The organism is Mesorhizobium sp. WSM4808 (genome assembly GCF_055811675.1).
The window spans coordinates 1-17361 of the sequence record NZ_JBVVQX010000021.1 but is presented as its reverse complement, the minus strand read 5'-3'; the positions used below and the strand labels follow the sequence as shown (position 1 = coordinate 17361).

General features: G+C 62.6%; 17 protein-coding genes. 10 read left to right on the top strand and 7 right to left on the bottom strand.

Annotated features, from left to right (window positions below):
• Positions 1 to 66: 66 nt before the first annotated feature.
• The 3 genes from AC0L2U_RS28940 (at position 67) to AC0L2U_RS28930 (ending at position 2774) form a co-directional block, all read left to right on the top strand.
• The gene (locus AC0L2U_RS28940) at positions 67 to 1056 is read left to right on the top strand and encodes an AraC family transcriptional regulator (RefSeq protein WP_189367526.1); all 990 of its coding nucleotides are present in this window, start codon (positions 67 to 69) and stop codon (positions 1054 to 1056) included.
• A gap of 60 nt (positions 1057 to 1116) precedes the next feature.
• Positions 1117 to 2325 (top strand): MFS transporter, encoded by a 1209-nt coding sequence (locus AC0L2U_RS28935; RefSeq protein ID WP_128289815.1) that lies wholly within the window; start codon positions 1117 to 1119, stop codon positions 2323 to 2325.
• Positions 2326 to 2507: 182 nt separating this feature from the next.
• Positions 2508 to 2774: a hypothetical protein gene (locus tag AC0L2U_RS28930; protein ID WP_127271315.1), complete on the top strand. Its 267-nt coding sequence runs from the start codon at positions 2508 to 2510 to the stop codon at positions 2772 to 2774.
• A gap of 93 nt (positions 2775 to 2867) precedes the next feature.
• Here the strand turns inward: AC0L2U_RS28930 and AC0L2U_RS28925 are convergent, their stop codons facing one another.
• From AC0L2U_RS28925 to AC0L2U_RS28910, 4 genes are all read right to left on the bottom strand, one after another.
• Positions 2868 to 3422 (bottom strand): hypothetical protein, encoded by a 555-nt coding sequence (locus AC0L2U_RS28925; protein WP_127398986.1) that lies wholly within the window; start codon positions 3420 to 3422, stop codon positions 2868 to 2870.
• A gap of 134 nt (positions 3423 to 3556) precedes the next feature.
• Positions 3557 to 4648 carry a YcjF family protein gene (locus AC0L2U_RS28920; protein ID WP_127810510.1) on the bottom strand — a complete coding sequence of 364 codons (1092 nt, stop codon included), beginning with the start codon at positions 4646 to 4648 and terminating at the stop codon, positions 3557 to 3559.
• A complete protein-coding gene (locus AC0L2U_RS28915; protein ID WP_127810509.1) occupies positions 4645 to 6123 on the bottom strand; it encodes a YcjX family GTP-binding protein in 1479 nt (492 codons plus the stop codon). Before AC0L2U_RS28915 ends, AC0L2U_RS28920 begins: the two co-directional genes overlap by 4 nt.
• 63 nt (positions 6124 to 6186) lie before the next feature.
• Positions 6187 to 6690 (bottom strand): SixA phosphatase family protein, encoded by a 504-nt coding sequence (locus AC0L2U_RS28910; RefSeq protein WP_127810508.1) that lies wholly within the window; start codon positions 6688 to 6690, stop codon positions 6187 to 6189.
• A gap of 329 nt (positions 6691 to 7019) precedes the next feature.
• Between AC0L2U_RS28910 and dksA the strand changes: the two genes are divergently transcribed.
• Positions 7020 to 7436, top strand: coding sequence for an RNA polymerase-binding protein DksA (gene dksA, locus AC0L2U_RS28905; RefSeq protein ID WP_013531862.1), 417 nt, complete (start codon positions 7020 to 7022; stop codon positions 7434 to 7436).
• Between the two features lie 204 nt (positions 7437 to 7640).
• Here dksA and AC0L2U_RS28900 read toward each other — a convergent pair whose 3' ends face one another.
• Complete coding sequence (locus AC0L2U_RS28900) at positions 7641 to 8384, bottom strand: flagellar biosynthetic protein FliO (protein WP_127397467.1); 744 nt, start codon at positions 8382 to 8384, stop codon at positions 7641 to 7643.
• A gap of 223 nt (positions 8385 to 8607) precedes the next feature.
• On the opposite strand from AC0L2U_RS28900, the gene cckA reads away from it, so the two are divergent.
• A complete protein-coding gene (gene cckA / locus AC0L2U_RS28895) occupies positions 8608 to 11181 on the top strand; it encodes a cell cycle histidine kinase CckA (RefSeq protein ID WP_473603030.1) in 2574 nt (857 codons plus the stop codon).
• 86 nt (positions 11182 to 11267) lie between these two features.
• On the top strand, positions 11268 to 11978 hold the full coding sequence (locus AC0L2U_RS28890; RefSeq protein ID WP_128289138.1) for a purine-nucleoside phosphorylase: 711 nt from the start codon (positions 11268 to 11270) through the stop codon (positions 11976 to 11978).
• Here the strand turns inward: AC0L2U_RS28890 and AC0L2U_RS28885 are convergent.
• Positions 11975 to 12280: a ribbon-helix-helix domain-containing protein gene (locus tag AC0L2U_RS28885; RefSeq protein ID WP_013531854.1), complete on the bottom strand. Its 306-nt coding sequence runs from the start codon at positions 12278 to 12280 to the stop codon at positions 11975 to 11977. The two genes, AC0L2U_RS28890 and AC0L2U_RS28885, sit on opposite strands and share 4 nt — an antisense overlap.
• A gap of 208 nt (positions 12281 to 12488) precedes the next feature.
• On the opposite strand from AC0L2U_RS28885, the gene AC0L2U_RS28880 reads away from it, so the two are divergent.
• The 3 genes from AC0L2U_RS28880 to AC0L2U_RS28870 all read left to right on the top strand — a co-directional run bounded on the left by AC0L2U_RS28880 (position 12489) and on the right by AC0L2U_RS28870 (position 15120).
• Positions 12489 to 12884, top strand: a complete 396-nt coding sequence (locus tag AC0L2U_RS28880; protein ID WP_127321936.1) for a VOC family protein — start codon at positions 12489 to 12491, stop codon at positions 12882 to 12884.
• Between the two features lie 87 nt (positions 12885 to 12971).
• Positions 12972 to 13502, top strand: coding sequence for a gluconate 2-dehydrogenase subunit 3 family protein (locus tag AC0L2U_RS28875; RefSeq protein WP_127268967.1), 531 nt, complete (start codon positions 12972 to 12974; stop codon positions 13500 to 13502).
• A gap of 46 nt (positions 13503 to 13548) precedes the next feature.
• On the top strand, positions 13549 to 15120 hold the full coding sequence (locus AC0L2U_RS28870) for a GMC family oxidoreductase (RefSeq protein ID WP_127268966.1): 1572 nt from the start codon (positions 13549 to 13551) through the stop codon (positions 15118 to 15120).
• A gap of 64 nt (positions 15121 to 15184) precedes the next feature.
• Here the strand turns inward: AC0L2U_RS28870 and AC0L2U_RS28865 are convergent, their stop codons facing one another.
• A complete protein-coding gene (locus AC0L2U_RS28865; RefSeq protein WP_473603029.1) occupies positions 15185 to 15598 on the bottom strand; it encodes a hypothetical protein in 414 nt (137 codons plus the stop codon).
• 309 nt (positions 15599 to 15907) lie between these two features.
• Here AC0L2U_RS28865 and urtA point away from each other — a divergent pair, with 309 nt between their 5' ends.
• Positions 15908 to 17218, top strand: a complete 1311-nt coding sequence (urtA, locus tag AC0L2U_RS28860; protein ID WP_027036733.1) for an urea ABC transporter substrate-binding protein — start codon at positions 15908 to 15910, stop codon at positions 17216 to 17218.
• The last annotated feature ends 143 nt before the right edge of the window (positions 17219 to 17361 follow it).

The following is a 17361-nucleotide window of genomic DNA, read 5'->3' as shown; positions in this document are numbered from 1 at the left end:
ACGATTTACTTTGTGGAACAACGGTCCCCGCTTGCCTGCCGGACGTTCGGCATCTATATCAGGTATATGCCTGACTATTCGTCCCGGCCGTCTTCGACGCCACATATCCCGATGGATGCGCTCAGCGAAGTTCTGCAAGACTTTCGCTTGAGTGGTGTCAACTATGGCCGCTGCGAGCTCCGGCACCCATGGAGCATAGACTTTCCGCAACAACAGCTGCTTCGGTTTCACTTTGTCGGCCAGGGCCCGTGTTGGATTCATACTGAATCGCAAGGCTGGCAGGAGTTACGCGATGGCGATCTGGTGCTGTTGCCACAAGGCATCGCCCATCGGCTGGCGAGCGCGCCGGACGTTGCAGGGGACTCGCTCGAAGGTTGCAAGGTGATCAAGTTGGGGGGCAACGTCTGCGAAGTGGTACGGCAAGGAACGGGCGCGACGAGCACCCTTTTCTGCGGCTCCATGGCCTTGGATTCCTATGCGCTCAACCCATTGATCACGTTGATGCCGCCTGTCATCAAGGGTTGCGACGTGGCCGGCAATGACCCGGTCGTCGGTCCTTTGCTGGCGGCCATGACGGTGGAGGCCTCGCAACCGCAGATGGGCAGCGCCACGATTCTGTCGCGTATGGCCGACTTGCTGACGGCCCGGCTCATACGCTGCTGGGTCAATTGCAACGGAGCCTCGACCACCGGTTGGCTCGCAGCCATCCGCGACCCCCATATAGGCCGCGCTTTGGCGGCCATGCACCGCGACCCCGGCCACAACTGGACGCTGGGAAGCCTGGCCGGCGTGGCAGGCCAATCGCGTTCGATTTTCGCCGAACGTTTCAGTGCGGTATTGGGAGAGGGTGCCGCACACTATCTCGCCCGCCTGCGCATGCAGCTTGCCCGCGAATTGCTGGGCCAAAACGGCTTGTCGGTTGCCGAAGTCGCTACCCGTTTGGGATATGATTCCGAGGCATCCTTCGCGCGCGCGTTCAAGCGTATCACCAATGTCTCGCCGGGCGTTGTGCGCCGCACAATTCCCGGACGAATGGATATGAATTTCGGATTCTAAGATACATATCATCCGAGCGGACTCGCCTATTTAAGACCTCCAAACTTTGGAGATCTTTCCGTGACTGACACAACATTACAGCTTGAAGACGCCGCGATTGGCCTTGATGCCGATGCACCAGCCGCATGGAGCGCAGCCACCTGGTTCGCGGTCATTTCATTGGCGGCCACCAGCTTTGCCCTGGTGTCGGCCGAATTCCTGCCCGCAGGTCTGCTGACGCCAATGGCACGCGATCTCGGCATCAGCGAGGGGACGGCCGGCCAGGTCGTCACCGCCACCGCTTCCGTCGGCGCTGTGACGGCCATGTTGAGCAATGTTCTCATCGGCCGCTTGAATCGCAAGGCGGTGCTGGTTGGTCTCAGCGCCCTCGCGGTCGGTTCCAATATCCTGGCGGCGCTGGCGACCGATTTCTGGCTGTTGCTGTTGGGCCGGGCCGGGCTGGGCATCGCTCTCAGCGCTTTCTGGGCACTTTCGGTCGCCGTCGTGGCGAGGCTGGTTGGCGCCAATGCGACAGGTCGGGGCATGGCGATCGTCACCCTCGGCGTCTCGCTTGCCACCATTGCCGCACCGTCGATGGGCGCGCTGATCAGTGACTGGATTGGGTGGCGCAGTGCCATGGCCATGACGGCGGGGCTGGCCGCGCTTGCCATGCTGCTGCAGCTTCTCAGCCTGCCGACCTTGCCTGCAACGGCAAGCAACAGCCTTGCAGATGTATTTCGGCTGACCCGGCGGCGCGGCATCCAACTCGGCATGCTGGCCATTGTTTTGCTGATGACGGGGCATTTTGCCGGCTCGGTCTATGTGCGTCCCTTCCTCGAACAGGTGACACTCCTTACAACCGGACCGATTGCCCTGGCTCTGCTCGGGTTTGGCATCGCTGCCGTGATCGGTAATGTTGCCGGCGGCCGCATGGCCGACACCAACATCCACATGGCCCTCGCAGTCACCGCAGCGTTGATGGCGGTTGCGGCACTTACTTTGCTGCTTTGGGGCTCGCATATCGGCGTTGCCTTCGGCTTCGTTACGCTGTGGGGTTTCGCCTTTGGCATGGCGCCGGTGGTGCTGCCGACCAATATGTCGCGCGCGGCGCCTGATGCGCTGGAGGCAGCGGGCAGCCTGATGGTCACCTCTTTCCAAATTGCCATCACCATCGGCGCGGTTGTCGGCGGCTATGTCGTGGACACCTATGGCGCGACCGGGCCTTTGACTCTGACTGCTGTCCTTGCCGCATCGACCGCCGTCTTGGCGCTGCTGCAGCCACGCAGCTGAACTTTGCTGCCGCCGATAAAATAGCCTGAATCCGGGCCGCCGCCGATGTTGCAGGCGCGATACACAAGTTGAGGCCGGGAACACGTTGCATCTTGCCGCAATCGAAGGCTAAGGACGCTCGGCTTCGGCCATTGGAGGGTGATCGACGATCAAGTCGCGCCCTTTTTGAGGAGATGACTGACATGAAGAAGTTTTTGTTTGTTGCCGTCGGCCTGGCGGTGCTTGCCGGTTCGGCTTGCTCGAAGGCGCCCGAGTGCACGGCGGAAATCGCGACCAAGAAGGCGCAGGACATGGCTACCGCGCTGCAGGAAGCGATTACCAAGGACCCGTCCAAAGCGGCTGATCTGACGGCCAAGGTCCAGGCGGTGACAACCAAGTATCAGGGCGCTACGACATTGGCCGACGCCTGCAAGGCCTATGACGAACTGACGGCCACAATCAAAGGCTAACGCCCTGATTTGAGATCAAGGCCTAAGCGCCTGATTCGATTGGTCAAGGGAGAGGGCGGTGACCGTTGGGTCGCCGCCTTTTTTTCGGATTTTTCAGTTCGGCGCGATGGAGCCGACTTCGACTGCGTCGACGCGCTTCAGGCTCATGCCGATCACCGGCACCAATTGGTCGTCGACGCGCACGGCAATAGTCACTGTCATCGAATTGTCGTCAGGGATGCGAGCCTGCATGACGCCGCGGAGCTGGTTGCGGTTGATGGTGAAGACCACTTTGCGGGGATCGACGACGTTGCCGCCGATGATGTCGAGGCCGGAACCGGCCGCGCCACCCATAAAGCTGCCCTTGTAGCCCTCGCGGCCCTTGCGCTCGATCTTGGCCGACATCTGCTGGGTGAACATGCCAACCCGGCAGCCGCCGTCGAGCGACATGCCGACCTTGCCGTCGGGCGTCGAGCCGGTGAAGCTGCAGTTGAACTTGGTGCCTTTGTACTTGCCGGCGACAATTTCGCCGGGTCCGATCCACTTGCCTTCTGCCGCCTGGAAGAACTGCTTGTCCGGCTCCGCCGCAGAGGCCACTCCGGCAAGGCCGACGACTGCCGCAATCACCGTTGCCAGGGGCAGGACGCTGGATAGAATTACGCTTTTCATCGACGACACCCGGCAACAAAGATGCTGTTTGGAACCCGTCTGACCATGAACAAGATTGGTTAATGCTTCGTCACCGCGAGGCCGCCGCAAAGCAGTCCGGTAACAATTCCGAAGATCCAGACACTCCAGCCGGCTCACTTGCCGGATCGGGTCGTTTCACCGTCTTTCCTGGTTGCGAACGATGTCAGCGCCGAGAGGAAGTCGCCCAATCCGGGACGCTTGGCGGCGCTGAAGGGCAGGGGTCGCGCCGTCTCCATCGCGGCGATGCCGATGCGCGCCGTCATCATGCCGTTGACGACGCCCTCGCCAAGCTTGGCCGAAAGGCGCGCGGCCAGGCCGTGGCCGACGATCTGCTGGACGAAACTGTCACCGACGGCGATCGAGCCGGTGACCGCCAGATGCGCCAGCACGCTGCGCGCCAGGCGGAAGAAACCCAGCGTTCCGGGCCGCCCGCCATAGAGTTCCGAGAGACGGCGAATGAGCCGCCCCGCCTCGAACACGACATAGGCGACATCGACGAGTGCGCGTGGACTGACCGCCGTCACCAGCGAAACGCGTTTGGCGGCTTCGAGAATCATCACCTTCGCCCTGGCATCGAGGGGGCCCAGAATTTCTGCCTCGGCCAGGCGCACGAGATTGCCGCCGTCGATGATTTCGCCGCGCAGTTCGGCCAGCGCGCGCCGGCCGGCCGCGGTTTCGGGTTTGGCCGCGACAAAGGCCGACAATTCGTCGACGACCGATCGTGCCGCCTTGGGATCGTCGCGGGCGATCGCGTCGAGCGCACGCTTCTGCAGCTTTTCGACCTCGGCGAGGCGGGCGATCGCCAGGAATTCGCGAATCAGGATAACCACAAGCGCCAGCACGGCAATGGCGGCCATGCCCGCCGCCAGCCAGCCCAGCCATTCGGCGCGCGCGAAGAGGTCGCGTATGAGTTCGTCGGTCCATAGGCCGACCGCCAGCGAAACAAGCACGCCAAAGGCGCCGAAGAAGATGCTGCCGAGCAGCGAACGCTTCCTGGGGGCAATGGCCGGCGGCGGCTCCGCGGCAATGAAGTCGGGCTCGTCGAAGACATCGACTTCCGCCGGGATGACCATCGCGACATCGGTCTTCATCGCGCGGGGTTTACGCTGGATGTCGGCCTGGGCACGGCGCGCCTGCGGCTCCTCTTGCCTTGGTTCGGCTTCCGGCTCGATGCGGAACGCTGCCGGCTTGCGGGGCGCGGTCATGCCAGATGATCTCCGATCAGGAACTGCAAGGCACGGTCGAGCCTGATATGCGGCAGCGACAGGGTGATACCTTCGGCCGTGCGTTCTAGCTTTGGGGGACGGAAACGGACGAAGCGGATTGCAGGGTCCGCGGCATCCTGCTTGTGATCGGCTCCCGAAAGATCAAAAACCGCATCAATTTTCTCCGGTAAATCACCAGGAAATATGGCTGTTTCAGTTTTTCCATCGAAGGTTTCGGCGTTGATCTTCTCGCCGGCGATCGGCGTGCCGATAATGACTGGCAACGTCTCTCGGCCTTGCTTGACGGTGCCTTCGCGCGTCGCGCGCACCGCCGCCATGGCGACCACATCGACGTCGGCGCCGGTGAAATTCGCCCGTGCCACGGCGCGGTCGGCAAGCCGCCGCACGATCGACTGCAGGCGGTCATGGCTTTCGTGATGCAGATGGTCGGCTTTGGTCGCGGCAACCAGGATGCGGTCGATCCGCCGCGAGAACAGGTCGGTGAGGAAACTGCCCCGGCCGGGTCGGAAACAGCTAAGGATCTCGGTTACCGCGCGTTCCAGGTCGGCCATGGCGCCGGGGCCGGCGTTCAGCGCCTGCATGGCGTCGATCAGCACGATCTGGCGATCGAGGCGGGTGATGTGTTCGCGGAAGAAGGGTTTGACGACATGGGTCTTGTAGGCCTCGTAGCGCCGGTCCATCATGGCGTGCAGCGACCCTGCGCGCGGACGCCTGTCGCCGATCCCGGCCAGGGGCGCGAAAGTCAGTGCCGGCGAGCCTTCGAGATCGCCCGGCATCAGGAAACGGCCGGGCGGCAAAGTCGAAAGCGCCCGCTCGTCGAGCTTGCAGGCCTTCAGATAGGCGGCGAAGCTTTCGGCCAGGCGGCGCGCCGTCATCTCGTCGGCATCGGCGTCCGGATCGATCCCAGCCGACAGCGCCCGCCAAGCCTGCGACAGGTCCTCGCGCACCGGCAGAACGGCCATTTCAAAGGCTTCGTGCGAAAAATCGGCGAAGGATTTGCCGAGCAGGGGCAGATCGAGCAGCCATTCGCCGGGATAATCGACGATATCGACCGACAGTCTGCCTGAAGAAAACATGCGGCTCCAGCCGGAAGCCGATTCATATTCGATGGTCAGCCGCAGTTCCGAAATGGCGCGCGTCGAATCGGGCCAGGCACGATCGTTGACCAGGGCGGCGATGTGGTCCTCGTACTGGAAACGCGGCACCGCGTCGTCGGGCTGCTGCTCGAGGAAGGCGCGGGCGATGCGCCCAGATTTCTGCGCCTCGAACAGCGGCAGGCGGCCGCCATGGATCAAATTGTGGACTAGGGCCGATATGAACACCGTTTTGCCAGCGCGGGACAATCCGGTCACGCCGAGGCGCAGCGATGGGGAAAAAAGCCCGGTGGCGCGGCCTGACAGCGTGTCGAGGGCAATCCTCGCCTCGTCGGTGAAGGTGGTCAGCGATGATGCCAAAATATGCTCTCTCGGACTTCGGTCCGTCCGATATAGGCTCTACAACCAGGCTTTGAAATGGCTTCAGAGATCGGCCGGCGTCAGGAACGCTTCGAGATAGCCGGCGCCTTGGGCGGCGCTGGCAAGATCGCCGTCGAAGCGGACGACCGCCAGGCCCGCGGTCGGAAACCCGTGGTTCAGCGTGGCCCGCGCGGTTTCGTCGCCGTCGCCCGAAACTGCCATGGTGAGGTCTTCCATCATCGGGTTGTGGCCAATGACCAGCAATGAGCCCGATCCGCCATTGTCGCGGATAAGGTGGAGGTAACCGGCCGCGTCCGCGCTGTAGAGCGCGTCGAAGAACAGGACCCGGCCGGTGTCGGTCTGGCCGGCCAGGCTTTCCAGCGTCTCCTTGGCGCGTTTGGCATTGGAGCAGAGCGTGCGGTCCGGAACATAGAGGCGGGAGCGCATGGCGGCGCCCATCATTTCGGCATCGGAACGGCCGGACGCGTCGAGCGGGCGATCGAAATCCCGCATACCGGGCAGTGCCCAGCCAGCCTTTGCATGTCGCAACAGATAAAGCCTGCTCACCCAACCTCCGAATGCCGAAGCCTCCCGGGATTAGCCACGAGAACGGCGTTGCGCACAATGCCCGTGCTCTTCAAACACAGCGAATCACCCAATGCTGCTTGCTGCAAAGGCGCTTGCGTTCGCCCCGGGATCACGGCCGATCTCGGAAAGCATGTGCCACCGGATCCAAAGTGTCTCGGCGGAGTTTGTACCAAAGCGACCGTACGCGGCTGCAAAGACCCGTGGCGGGGTACTTTAACAATTGCGTGAAACAGCGGCCGATTGCGCTTGTGCAGGCGTCGGACGACGAATATATAGGCGCCAAATTTGGGGCAGTTTGGGTGAGTCGAATGAACGACATCGTTACCGCCGATTACGTACCCTCCGAAGACGAGCCGTTCATGAACGAGCGGCAGAAATCCTACTTCCGCTCAAAGCTCGTCACCTGGAAGAATGACATATTGCGCGAAGCGCGCGAAACACTGGAAATCCTGCAGCAAGAAAACGCCAACCACCCCGATCTGGCCGATCGCGCCTCTTCGGAAACCGACCGTGCCATCGAACTCAGGGCCCGTGACCGTCAGCGCAAGCTCATTGCAAAGATCGACTCCGCCCTGCAGCGCATCGACGAAGGCACTTACGGCTATTGCGAAGAGACCGGCGAGCCGATCGCGCTGAAGCGGCTCGATGCGCGTCCGATCGCGACATTGTCGATCGAAGCGCAGGAGCGGCATGAGCGCCGCGAAAAAGTCTATCGCGACGACTGAAGGTCAAGGCCGGCGGCGCACGGCCGGCTATACCGAACGAACTCGATCCTGAAAATGGCCGGTTTTCCGGCCATTTCTATTGGTGCGGCATCCACCGCTCTGAGGCGCGCGAAGGCCGCAAACCCTTGATATTTTGCGCTTGGACGAGGTGGTTCGGTAGAGGACCGGCGGCGATGTTTCGCGGGATAGCGACCCGGCGGTCGCTCATCTCTTCTGACTGGAGAGTTCGCCGAGAAGCTTGGTCATCTCGTCGTCGAGCGACTGCGGCGCCGCCGGCTTGCCCACGGGGCCGCCCGAACGGGGCTGGTCTAGCGACACTTCGAGCTCCCTCATCAGCGTGTCGTCGATGCTGTCTTGCACCGGCTGCGGTGGTGGCGGGGCGTGCCGGGCGGTGTTGGCATTGGCGGAGCCGTAGGCCGGCAACGGCGTGACATTGGTCGGCTGATAGCTTTGCGTTGCCGGCTTCGGTGCAGGTGCCGGCGGCGCTGTTGGACGCGGGCGGGCGGGCGTCGTGTTCACCGGCTGTGGAGCGGGTGCCTGTCTGGCCGGCGGCGGAGCGGGTTGCGGCGGACGTGGCCTTGTTGCTGCCGGGGCCGCGGTGGCCGGGACCGGCTGCAAGCCACCGTCTCCAGTCAATGCCGGCCGGCGTAGCGCCGAAAGTCGGATATCGCGCTCGACGACGACGTCGGTCGGCCCGCCGATCAGAAGCAGGTGCTCGATGTCGTCGCGGCGTATCAGCACCAACCTGCGATGGCTGTCGACGGCGGTGGCATCCATGACGGCCAGTCGCGTCTTGCGGTTCCGGCCACCGGCGACGAAGGTTCCGAATGTCAGGTTGCGTACCAGCTTGATGATGACGAGAACGATGACCAGCAGGACAAGCGCTGCAAACGTCCACAACAATGCTGCGGCATAACCGGGACCTGCCACGCTATCGAGCCATTGCATTGGGTTCCCCTGATCGCCCTTGGAAGTGACGAGACACTAGACCGTTGCACCGGGCCACCGCAAGTTGCGTTTCACGCCGGTGAACAGCTAGAAAAACTCCGAAGCCCGGAAGACATCATTTTTATCCGACATTTGCCGCCCAGGCCTTTTCCGGACTAGGAGAATGTGATTCAACCCGCTAGGGGCGGGTGTCGGAACACCGGAATTCACGAGCAGGGGGCACATGGCCAAGGAAGCGCGCGGCGATTTCTATCCGGTACCGATCGTCGACCAGAATACGCGACCCGGCGCGGTCACCCGGCTTATCATTTTCATTGTCGTTCTGACGGGGGCGGCGATCGTCTTCGGGCTTTTCCGCGAGCGCCTCGGCGATCCTTTCCTGCTCGGCATGCTCGGCGTGCTGGCGATGATCGGCGTCGGCTTCCTGTTCGCGACGGCGATCGGCTTCGTGCAGGTCACGCCACGCTCGACAGGCGACGAACTGTCGAAATCCTTCGTCGATTCGATGTCGCAGGGGCTTCTCGTCACCGACACCAAGGGCCGCGTCGTCTACGCCAATCGCGCCTATGCGGATATGACCGGAGCATCGTCCGCTGCCGACCTGAAGACCGTCGAGGGATTGCTCTCGGATGTCCCCGAAGCCTCGGTGACGATCTATCGCCTGGCGTCCGGCCTGCGCGACGGCCAGTCGGGCGACGGCGAGTTTAGGCTCGCACAGTCCATTCGGCCCGGTGCCGAGCCTGGCGCCCGCTGGTACCGGGCCCGCGCCCGCGCCTTCAGCGTTCCAGGCCAGCGGCTGCCGATGCTGGCCTGGCAGCTTGCCGACATCTCGCAGGAGCGGGCCGAGCAGGAGCGCTTCTTCCTCGACCTGCAGAAGGCGATCGATCACCTCGACCACGCGCCGGCCGGCTTCTTTTCGGCTGACCAGGAGGGCCGCGTCACCTATATCAACGCCACGCTCGCCGAATGGCTGGGCATCGACCTCACCAGCTTCACGCCCGGCGCCGTGTCTCTGTCGGAGATCGTGGCCGGCGACGGCATGGCGCTGGTCCGCTCGGTCAAGGCCGACCCCGGCACCACACGCAACGCGGTGATAGATCTCGACCTGACGACCACGACGGGCGAAGCGCTGCCGGTGCGCTTCATGCACCGTGTTTCGGCCAGCCGCGAAGGATTGAACGGGCCGACACGCACGATCGTGCTCAACCGCACGCAAGGCGAGGATGCCTCTGCCGATTTGCGGGCTTCGGAAGTGCGCTTCACTCGCTTCTTCAACTCGACACCGATGGCGATCGCCGGCGTCGACCACAATGGGCGCATCCTGCGTACCAATGCGCCGTTCCTGTCGCTGTTTTCGTCTGTCGTCGATCGCGACGCCGTCGACCGTCGCGTACGGCTCGACACGGTGATCCACGAACGCGACCGGCCGGCCTTTGCGGCTGCCTTCGAGAAAGCGCAGCAGCGGCAGGCCGACATCGAGCCGATCGACACGCTTTTGCCCGGCAACGACGAACGGCACATCCGCTTCTACGTCAACGCCGTCGTCGACGGCACCGGCGGCGAGGGCGCCGAGGAGTCGGCCATCGTCTACGCCGTCGAGACGACGGAGCAGAAGGCGCTCGAAGGGCAGATGGCGCAGAGCCAGAAGATGCAGGCGGTCGGCCAGCTTGCCGGCGGCATCGCGCATGATTTCAACAATGTGCTGACCGCCATCATCATGGCGTCCGACCTTTTGTTGACCAACCACCGTCCGTCGGACCCGTCCTTCCCCGACATCATGAACATCAAGCAGAATGCCAACCGGGCGGCTTCGCTGGTACGGCAACTGCTCGCCTTCTCGCGCAAGCAGACATTGCGGCCGGAAGTGCTCAACCTGACCGACGTGCTCGCTGATCTCAGGATGCTGCTGGCCCGGCTGGTCGGCAACGACATCAAGCTGAAGGTCGACCATGGCCGCGACCTGTGGCCGGTCAAGGTCGATATCGGGCAGTTCGAACAGGTGGTGGTCAACCTTGCGGTCAACGCGCGCGACGCAATGCCGGCGGGTGGCGATCTCACCGTGCGCACGCGCAATGTGACCGCCGAGGAGTGCAAGGCCTTTTCCTATCGCGAACTCACCCCGGCCGACTATGTCGTGGTCGAAGTCGAGGACTCCGGCAGCGGTATCGCGCCCGACGTGCTGAAGAAGATCTTCGAGCCCTTCTTCACCACCAAGGAGGTTGGCAAAGGCACCGGCCTTGGCCTGTCGATGGTCTACGGCATCATCAAGCAGACCGGCGGCTTCATCTTCTGCGATTCCGAGGTCGGCAAAGGCTCGACTTTCCGCATTTTCCTGCCGCGTCACATCGCCGAAGCGAAAAAAGCAGGCGAGCCCGGCGATGCGCCGGCGGCGCCGGCAAAGGTCGCCGATCCGGCCAAGGATCTGTCGGGCTCGGCCACGGTGCTGCTCGTCGAGGACGAGGATGCCGTGCGCATGGGCGGCATGCGGGCGCTGACCTCGCGTGGCTACACCGTGCACGAGGCATCGTCGGGCGTCGAGGCGCTGGAAGTGTTCGAGGCGCTGGGCGGCAAGGTCGATATCGTCGTTTCCGATGTGGTCATGCCGGAAATGGACGGACCGACACTGCTTGGTGAATTGCGCAAGCGCCAGCCGGACATCAAGTTCGTCTTCGTGTCCGGCTACGCCGAGGACGCATTCGCCAGAAACCTCCCGGCAGATGCGCATTTCGGCTTTCTGCCCAAGCCGTTTTCGCTCAAGCAACTGGCGACGATCGTCAAGGACGTGCTGGAGTCTTAGAGCCTTTCCCATGTTCCACCTTGCACAACGCCGTGACAACGCCATGATTGCGGGTGAAACGGCAGGAAGGCTTAGGGGAGCAACTGGTGACGCCGCACAACGAAGCGGACAAGGACGACTACGCCGACACGGTTTTGTTGCCGGGTGACCCGCAGCGCGCCGAGTGGATGGCGCAAACGTTCCTGGAAGCGCCGCGCTGCATCAATCGCCGCCGCGGCGCGCTTGGCTTCACCGGGCTGTTTGGCGGCAAACCCGTCAGCATTCAGGCGACGGGCATCGGCGTTTCATCGTTTCTGATCTATGCGCACGAATTGCTGGACCATTATGGCGCCCGGACGTTGATCCGCACCGGCACCTGCGGCAGCCTGACCGCAAAAGCAAAACTGCGCAGCCTTGTCATCTCACAATCGGCACAGGCGGAAAGCGCCCAGAGCGGCCAGGTTTTCGGCCTTTATGGACCCGCTGGCCCCGACCCGGCGCTCCTCGCATCGTCGCTGGCCAAGGCGGTAGAATTCGGCATCGACCATCATGCCGGCCTGACGGTGTGCAGCGACATCTTCTATCACCCGGAAGGGCGCGCCCGTTTTGCCGTTGCGCAAGCGGAAGGAGCCCTGGCCGTGGATATGGAAACCAGCGCGCTCTATCGCATATCGGAGCATTTCGGAGCGCGTGCGCTGTCGATGTGTGTCGTGGTCGACAACATCGAGACCGGCGAACAGACCGACTATTCCGAGCGCCAGGCGCTTTTCACCGACATGAGCCGTCTGGCGCTCGCTGTCGCTGTGGAAGCGGGCTAAGCAGCCTCCCGCTTCGGCACCATCTGCTCATCCATTCCCGGCCGATGGCCGCGCAGATAGAGCGCGCAGGTGGTGCGCAGCATCGACGCAAAGTTCGGGATGGCGCCGTTGATCTCTATGGCTTCGTCATAGAGCTTGGAGATGAATTTCGGCGTCGTCAGGTTCTGGTTTTCGGCGATCTCGTCGAGCAGCGCCCAGAATGTCGCTTCGAGCTGGATGCTGGTCGAGTGACCGTCGATGCGAATCGAGCGGTTGATCTGGCGATAGCCTTCGGGATCCTGGCCCGCAAACACCCTGCACATCCGACAAACCTCCCATAATTGTTGGTCTTGGGTGGACGGGCGTGCAGTTTGATACTGCTTGACCTGTCCCCACATGCATTCTCGGGCAAAATTGCCGGTCCGGCAATCGGACTTTCGTCCCGTTCGCGGCTGCGGGCGTGGTAACCGGCTGCCACCACCTTTTGTCCGTGCCGCGCATAATCGCCTCCACACCAGAACGGAGACTGATTTGGCCAAGGCGATCCACAGTATGATCCGGGTTCTCGACGAAGCCCGATCGGTCGATTTCTACAGAAACGCCTTCGGGCTCGATGTCGCCGACAGGCTGGATTTCGAGACATTCACGCTCATTTACCTCAGCAATGCCGAGGCAGGGTTCGAGCTCGAACTGACCGTGAACAAGGATCGGCAGGAGCCTTACGGGCTCGGCGACGGCTACGGCCATCTGGCGGTCTCGGTCGTCGATCTCGACGGCGAACATGACCGTCTCGGCGCGCTAGGGCTCAACCCGAAGAAAATCGTCGAGTTCAACCGCGACGGATCGCTGATCGCCCGCTTTTTCTTCATCGAGGATCCCGACGGCTACAAGATCGAGGTTCTGCAACGCGGAGGTCGCTTCCAATAGGAGACATCGCAGCCGTCCCCTGACGGGGGCAGCGCGCCAGCAACGGCGTTCTGAAGAGAGCGCACATAGCAAGCAGGGAGGAATAAAATGGTCACGATCTATGACGCGAAGCCTGGGCTGTCCCGTCGAGAGCTTCTTAAACGCGGCGGCATTGGCGCGCTGCTCGTCATTTCAGGCAGCGCCGTCATCAGCCCCGAGCATGCCTGGGGACTTGAGACATCGGCACTCAAGCCCGAAACCATGGCGACGCTGATCCAGATGGCGCGTGACATCTATCCGCACGATCAGGTTCCGGACAAATATTACGCCATTGCCGTGAAAGGCCACGACGAACAGGCCGGCAAGGACGCCGCCTACAAGACTATGCTCGAAGATGGCATCGCCGACCTCGACAAGAAGTCCGGTGACGGCGGCTACCGCGGCCTTGGCTGGGAGGACCAGCGCGTCGCCGTGCTGAAGCAAATCGAGGCGACGCCGTTCTTCCAGGCCATTCGGGGTGGCCTCGTGGTCAGCCTCTACAACCAGAAAGAGGTGTGGCCGATCTTCGGTTACGAGGGCGAGTCCTATTCCAAGGGCGGCTACATCGCACGCGGTTTCGACGACATCGAGTGGCTCTGAGCCCCGTCGTTCTTGAACCCGCAAACAGAAAGCATGGGAGGAAACCATGGCAGCTTCATTTGATCTGAACAACGATGGCGTGGTCGTCATCATCGGCTCGGGCGCCGGCGGCGGCACGCTCGGCAACGAACTCGCCCAGAAGGGTGTCGACGTCGTCATCCTGGAAGCCGGCGCGCGCCACGAATACGAAGACTTCATCAATGACGAGTGGGGTTCGTTCAGCCAGCTCGCCTGGACGGACAAGCGCACCACGTCGGGCGACTGGCGTGTGGCCAAGGACTTTCCCAACCTGCCGGCCTGGATCGTCAAGTCGGTCGGCGGTTCGACCACGCATTGGGCGGGAGCTTCGCTGCGCTTCCAGGAGCATGAGTTCAAGGGGCTGTCGACCTACGGCAAACTGGAAGGCGCCAACCTGCTCGATTGGCCGATCACGCTGGCCGAGATGGAGCCCTACTATGCCAAGGCTGAAGCCAAGATGGGCGTCACCGGCACCAATGACTGGCCGCGGCTGCCGGGCAACAACAATTTCAAGGTGTTGAAGGCCGGCGCCGACAAGCTCGGCTACAAGGAATGCCACACCGGCAACATGGCCATCAATTCGGTCGATCGCGACGACCGCATGTCCTGCCAGCAAACCGGCTTCTGCTTCCAGGGCTGCAAATGGGGCGCCAAATGGTCGACGCTCTACACCGAGATACCCAAGGGCGAGGCGACAGGCCATCTCGAAGTCAGGCCGAACGCCATGGCGATCAAGATCAACCATGACGCCAGCGGAAAGGTGACCGGCGTTGTCTACGCCGACAAAGACGGCAAGCTGCAGGAGCAGAAGGCGCGCATCGTCGCGGTTGCCGGCAATTCGATCGAGAGCCCGCGGCTGCTGCTCAATTCGGCGTCGGGGAAATTCCCCGATGGGCTTGCCAACTCGTCGGGTCAGGTCGGCAAGAACTACATGCGTCACACCACCGGCTCGGTCTATGCCATCTTCGACAGACCGGTGCACATGTATCGCGGCACGACCATGGCCGGCATCATCCGCGACGAGGCGCGGCATGATCCATCGCGCGGTTTCGTTGGTGGCTACGAGTTCGAGACGCTGTCGCTCGGCCTGCCGTTCATGGCAGCGTTTCTTGATCCGGGCGCATGGGGGCGCTCGTTCACCACAGCACTCGATCACTACGACCACATGGCCGGCCTTTGGATCGTCGGTGAGGACATGCCGCGCGCGGAGAACCGCATCGCGCTGCATGCCGACGAGAAGGACGCGCACGGCATGCCGATCGCCGACGTGCATTTCGACGACCATCCGAACGACACCGCGATGCGTAACCACGCCTACAAGCAGGCTACGGCACTCTATGATGCGGTCGGCGCCACCCGCACCTTCCCGACGCCGCCCTATCCGTCGACCCACAATCTCGGCACCAACCGGATGAGCGAGAAAGCGGAAGACGGCGTCGTCAACAAGCACGGCCAGGCGCACGACATCAAGAACCTGTTCGTGTCCGATGGTAGCCAGTTCACCACCGGTGCCGCCGAAAACCCGACCCTGACGATCGTGTCGCTCGCGATCCGCCAGGCCGACTACATCGCGGCGCAAATGTCGGCCAAGACGATCTAGTCACATCCTCCCGACGGACTGCTGGCGCGGAACCCGCAAGGTTCCGTGCCTTTTTCTTGCCGCCTCACTGCTTGGTGCAGGTCGAGGCGGTGAAGGCGCCGTCGGGCTGCTTCATGATGATGTCGAAGGAGGGCACGGTTTCGCCGTCCAGCGTCGCCTGGGTCAGCGACAGTGAATTGCCGCCGGCGGTATATCCGCCCAGCGGCCCCAGCCACGAGATCACGCCGTTTGCGTCCATTTGGTAGTTATAGCCCTGCCGCGCGGTGCCGAAGACACCGAGGCTGGTGTAGACGGGGCCGCTGTAGACGTTCCCCTTGATGGTGATGTCGCCGAGGCTGAGGAACATGCCAAGCAGGTACACTTCGCAATGATAGGCGCCGTCAGGCATCTTGCCGTCGCTGAAATCGGCTCGCGCTGCCCCGGTTGCTGCCGTCAGAAGCAGTATGCCGATGAAAATACGTGAGATACCTGAAACCATGACGTCGCTCGCTTGAAGAGAGAGCTTGCCCCATTTTTGCACCGCGCCGCAACATCGGTCGCCTGAGGCACTGGTGAGTTCAAAATCTAGGCAGATTTGGTAAATGATCGAAAAATAGGCAGAGGCTGCGCAAGCTGCGCAAAATTCCCTCAATCGATTTCTGGCCACCTCTCTTTGTTTTGTAAGCCCTATATTCCAAGGTGCTGATATCTATGATTTATTTGTGCCCTTTCGGGATTGCCAGAGCGGTTGGCATGGGGGTTGCTTTGTAGTGTTGCGGTGCAATCAACTAGCTTGGGAGTCTGTAATATGAGGGGTAATTTCTCGACAATAACAAAAATGTTTTCGGCTGGTGTGGTCGCCGCCGGCCTGTTGACGTCCGCTCCGGTCAAGGCCGCCGACGATACGATCAAGGTCGGCATTCTCCATTCGCTGTCGGGGACCATGGCGATTTCGGAGACGACGCTGAAGGACGCCATGCTGATGCTCATCGACGAGCAGAACGCCAAGGGTGGTCTGCTCGGCAAGAAGCTCGAGGCGGTCGTCGTCGATCCGGCTTCCAACTGGCCGCTGTTTGCCGAAAAAGCGCGCGAACTGATCTCCAAGGACAAGGTCGCGGCGGTGTTCGGCTGCTGGACCTCGGTGTCGCGCAAATCGGTGCTGCCGGTGTTCTCGGAACTCGACAATATCCTGTTCTACCCCGTCCAGTATGAGGGCGAGGAAAGCGAGCGCAACGTGTTCTACACCGGTGCGGCGCCGAACCAGCAGGCCATCCCGGCTGTCGACTATCTGATGAGCGAGGATGGTGGTTCGGTGAAGCGCTGGGTGCTGGAAGGCACCGACTACGTCTACCCGCGCACCACCAACAAGATCCTCGAGGCCTATCTGAAGGCCAAGGGCGTGGCGGCTGAAGACATCATGGTCAATTACACGCCGTTCGGCTTCTCCGACTGGCAGACCGAAGTTTCGGCGATCAAGAAGTTCGGTTCGGCCGGCAAGAAGACCGCCGTCGTCTCGACCGTCAACGGCGACGCCAACGTGCCGTTCTACAAGGAACTCGGCAACCAGGGCATCAAGGCCGAGGACATCCCGGTCATGGCCTTCTCGGTCGGCGAGGAAGAGCTAGCCGGTCTCGACACCGCGCCGCTGGTCGGCCATCTCGCCGCCTGGAACTATTTCGAGAGCGTCGACACGCCCGAGAACAAGAAGTTCATCGCCGACTGGCACAAGTTCATCAAGAACGACAAGCGCACCACCAACGACCCGATGGAAGCCCATTATATCGGCTTCAACATGTGGGTGAAGGCGGTCGAGAAGGCCGGCACCACCGATCCGGACAAGGTCATCGACGCCATGATCGGCGTGTCGGTGCCGAACCTGACCGGCGGCTATTCGACGATGATGCCGAACCACCACATCACCAAGCCGGTGCTGATCGGCGAAATCCAGGCCGACGGCCAGTTCGAAACCGTGTCGCGCACGCCGGGCCTGGTGATGGGTGACGAGTGGTCCGACTATCTGCCTGATTCCAAGGATCTGATCTCCGATTGGCGCGCGCCTCTGTCCTGCGGCAACTTCAATGTTGCCACCGGCAAGTGCGGCGGCAAGGGCACGAACTGATCCTCCCCGGGCTGGACCTTCAGGTTCATGCCCATGACCGCGGGGGGGGGGGGGGGGGGGGGGCGCCGGGCGGGGGGGGGGGGGGGGGGGGGGGGGGGGGGGGGGGGGGGGGGGGGGGGGGGGGGGGGGGGGGGGGGGGGGGG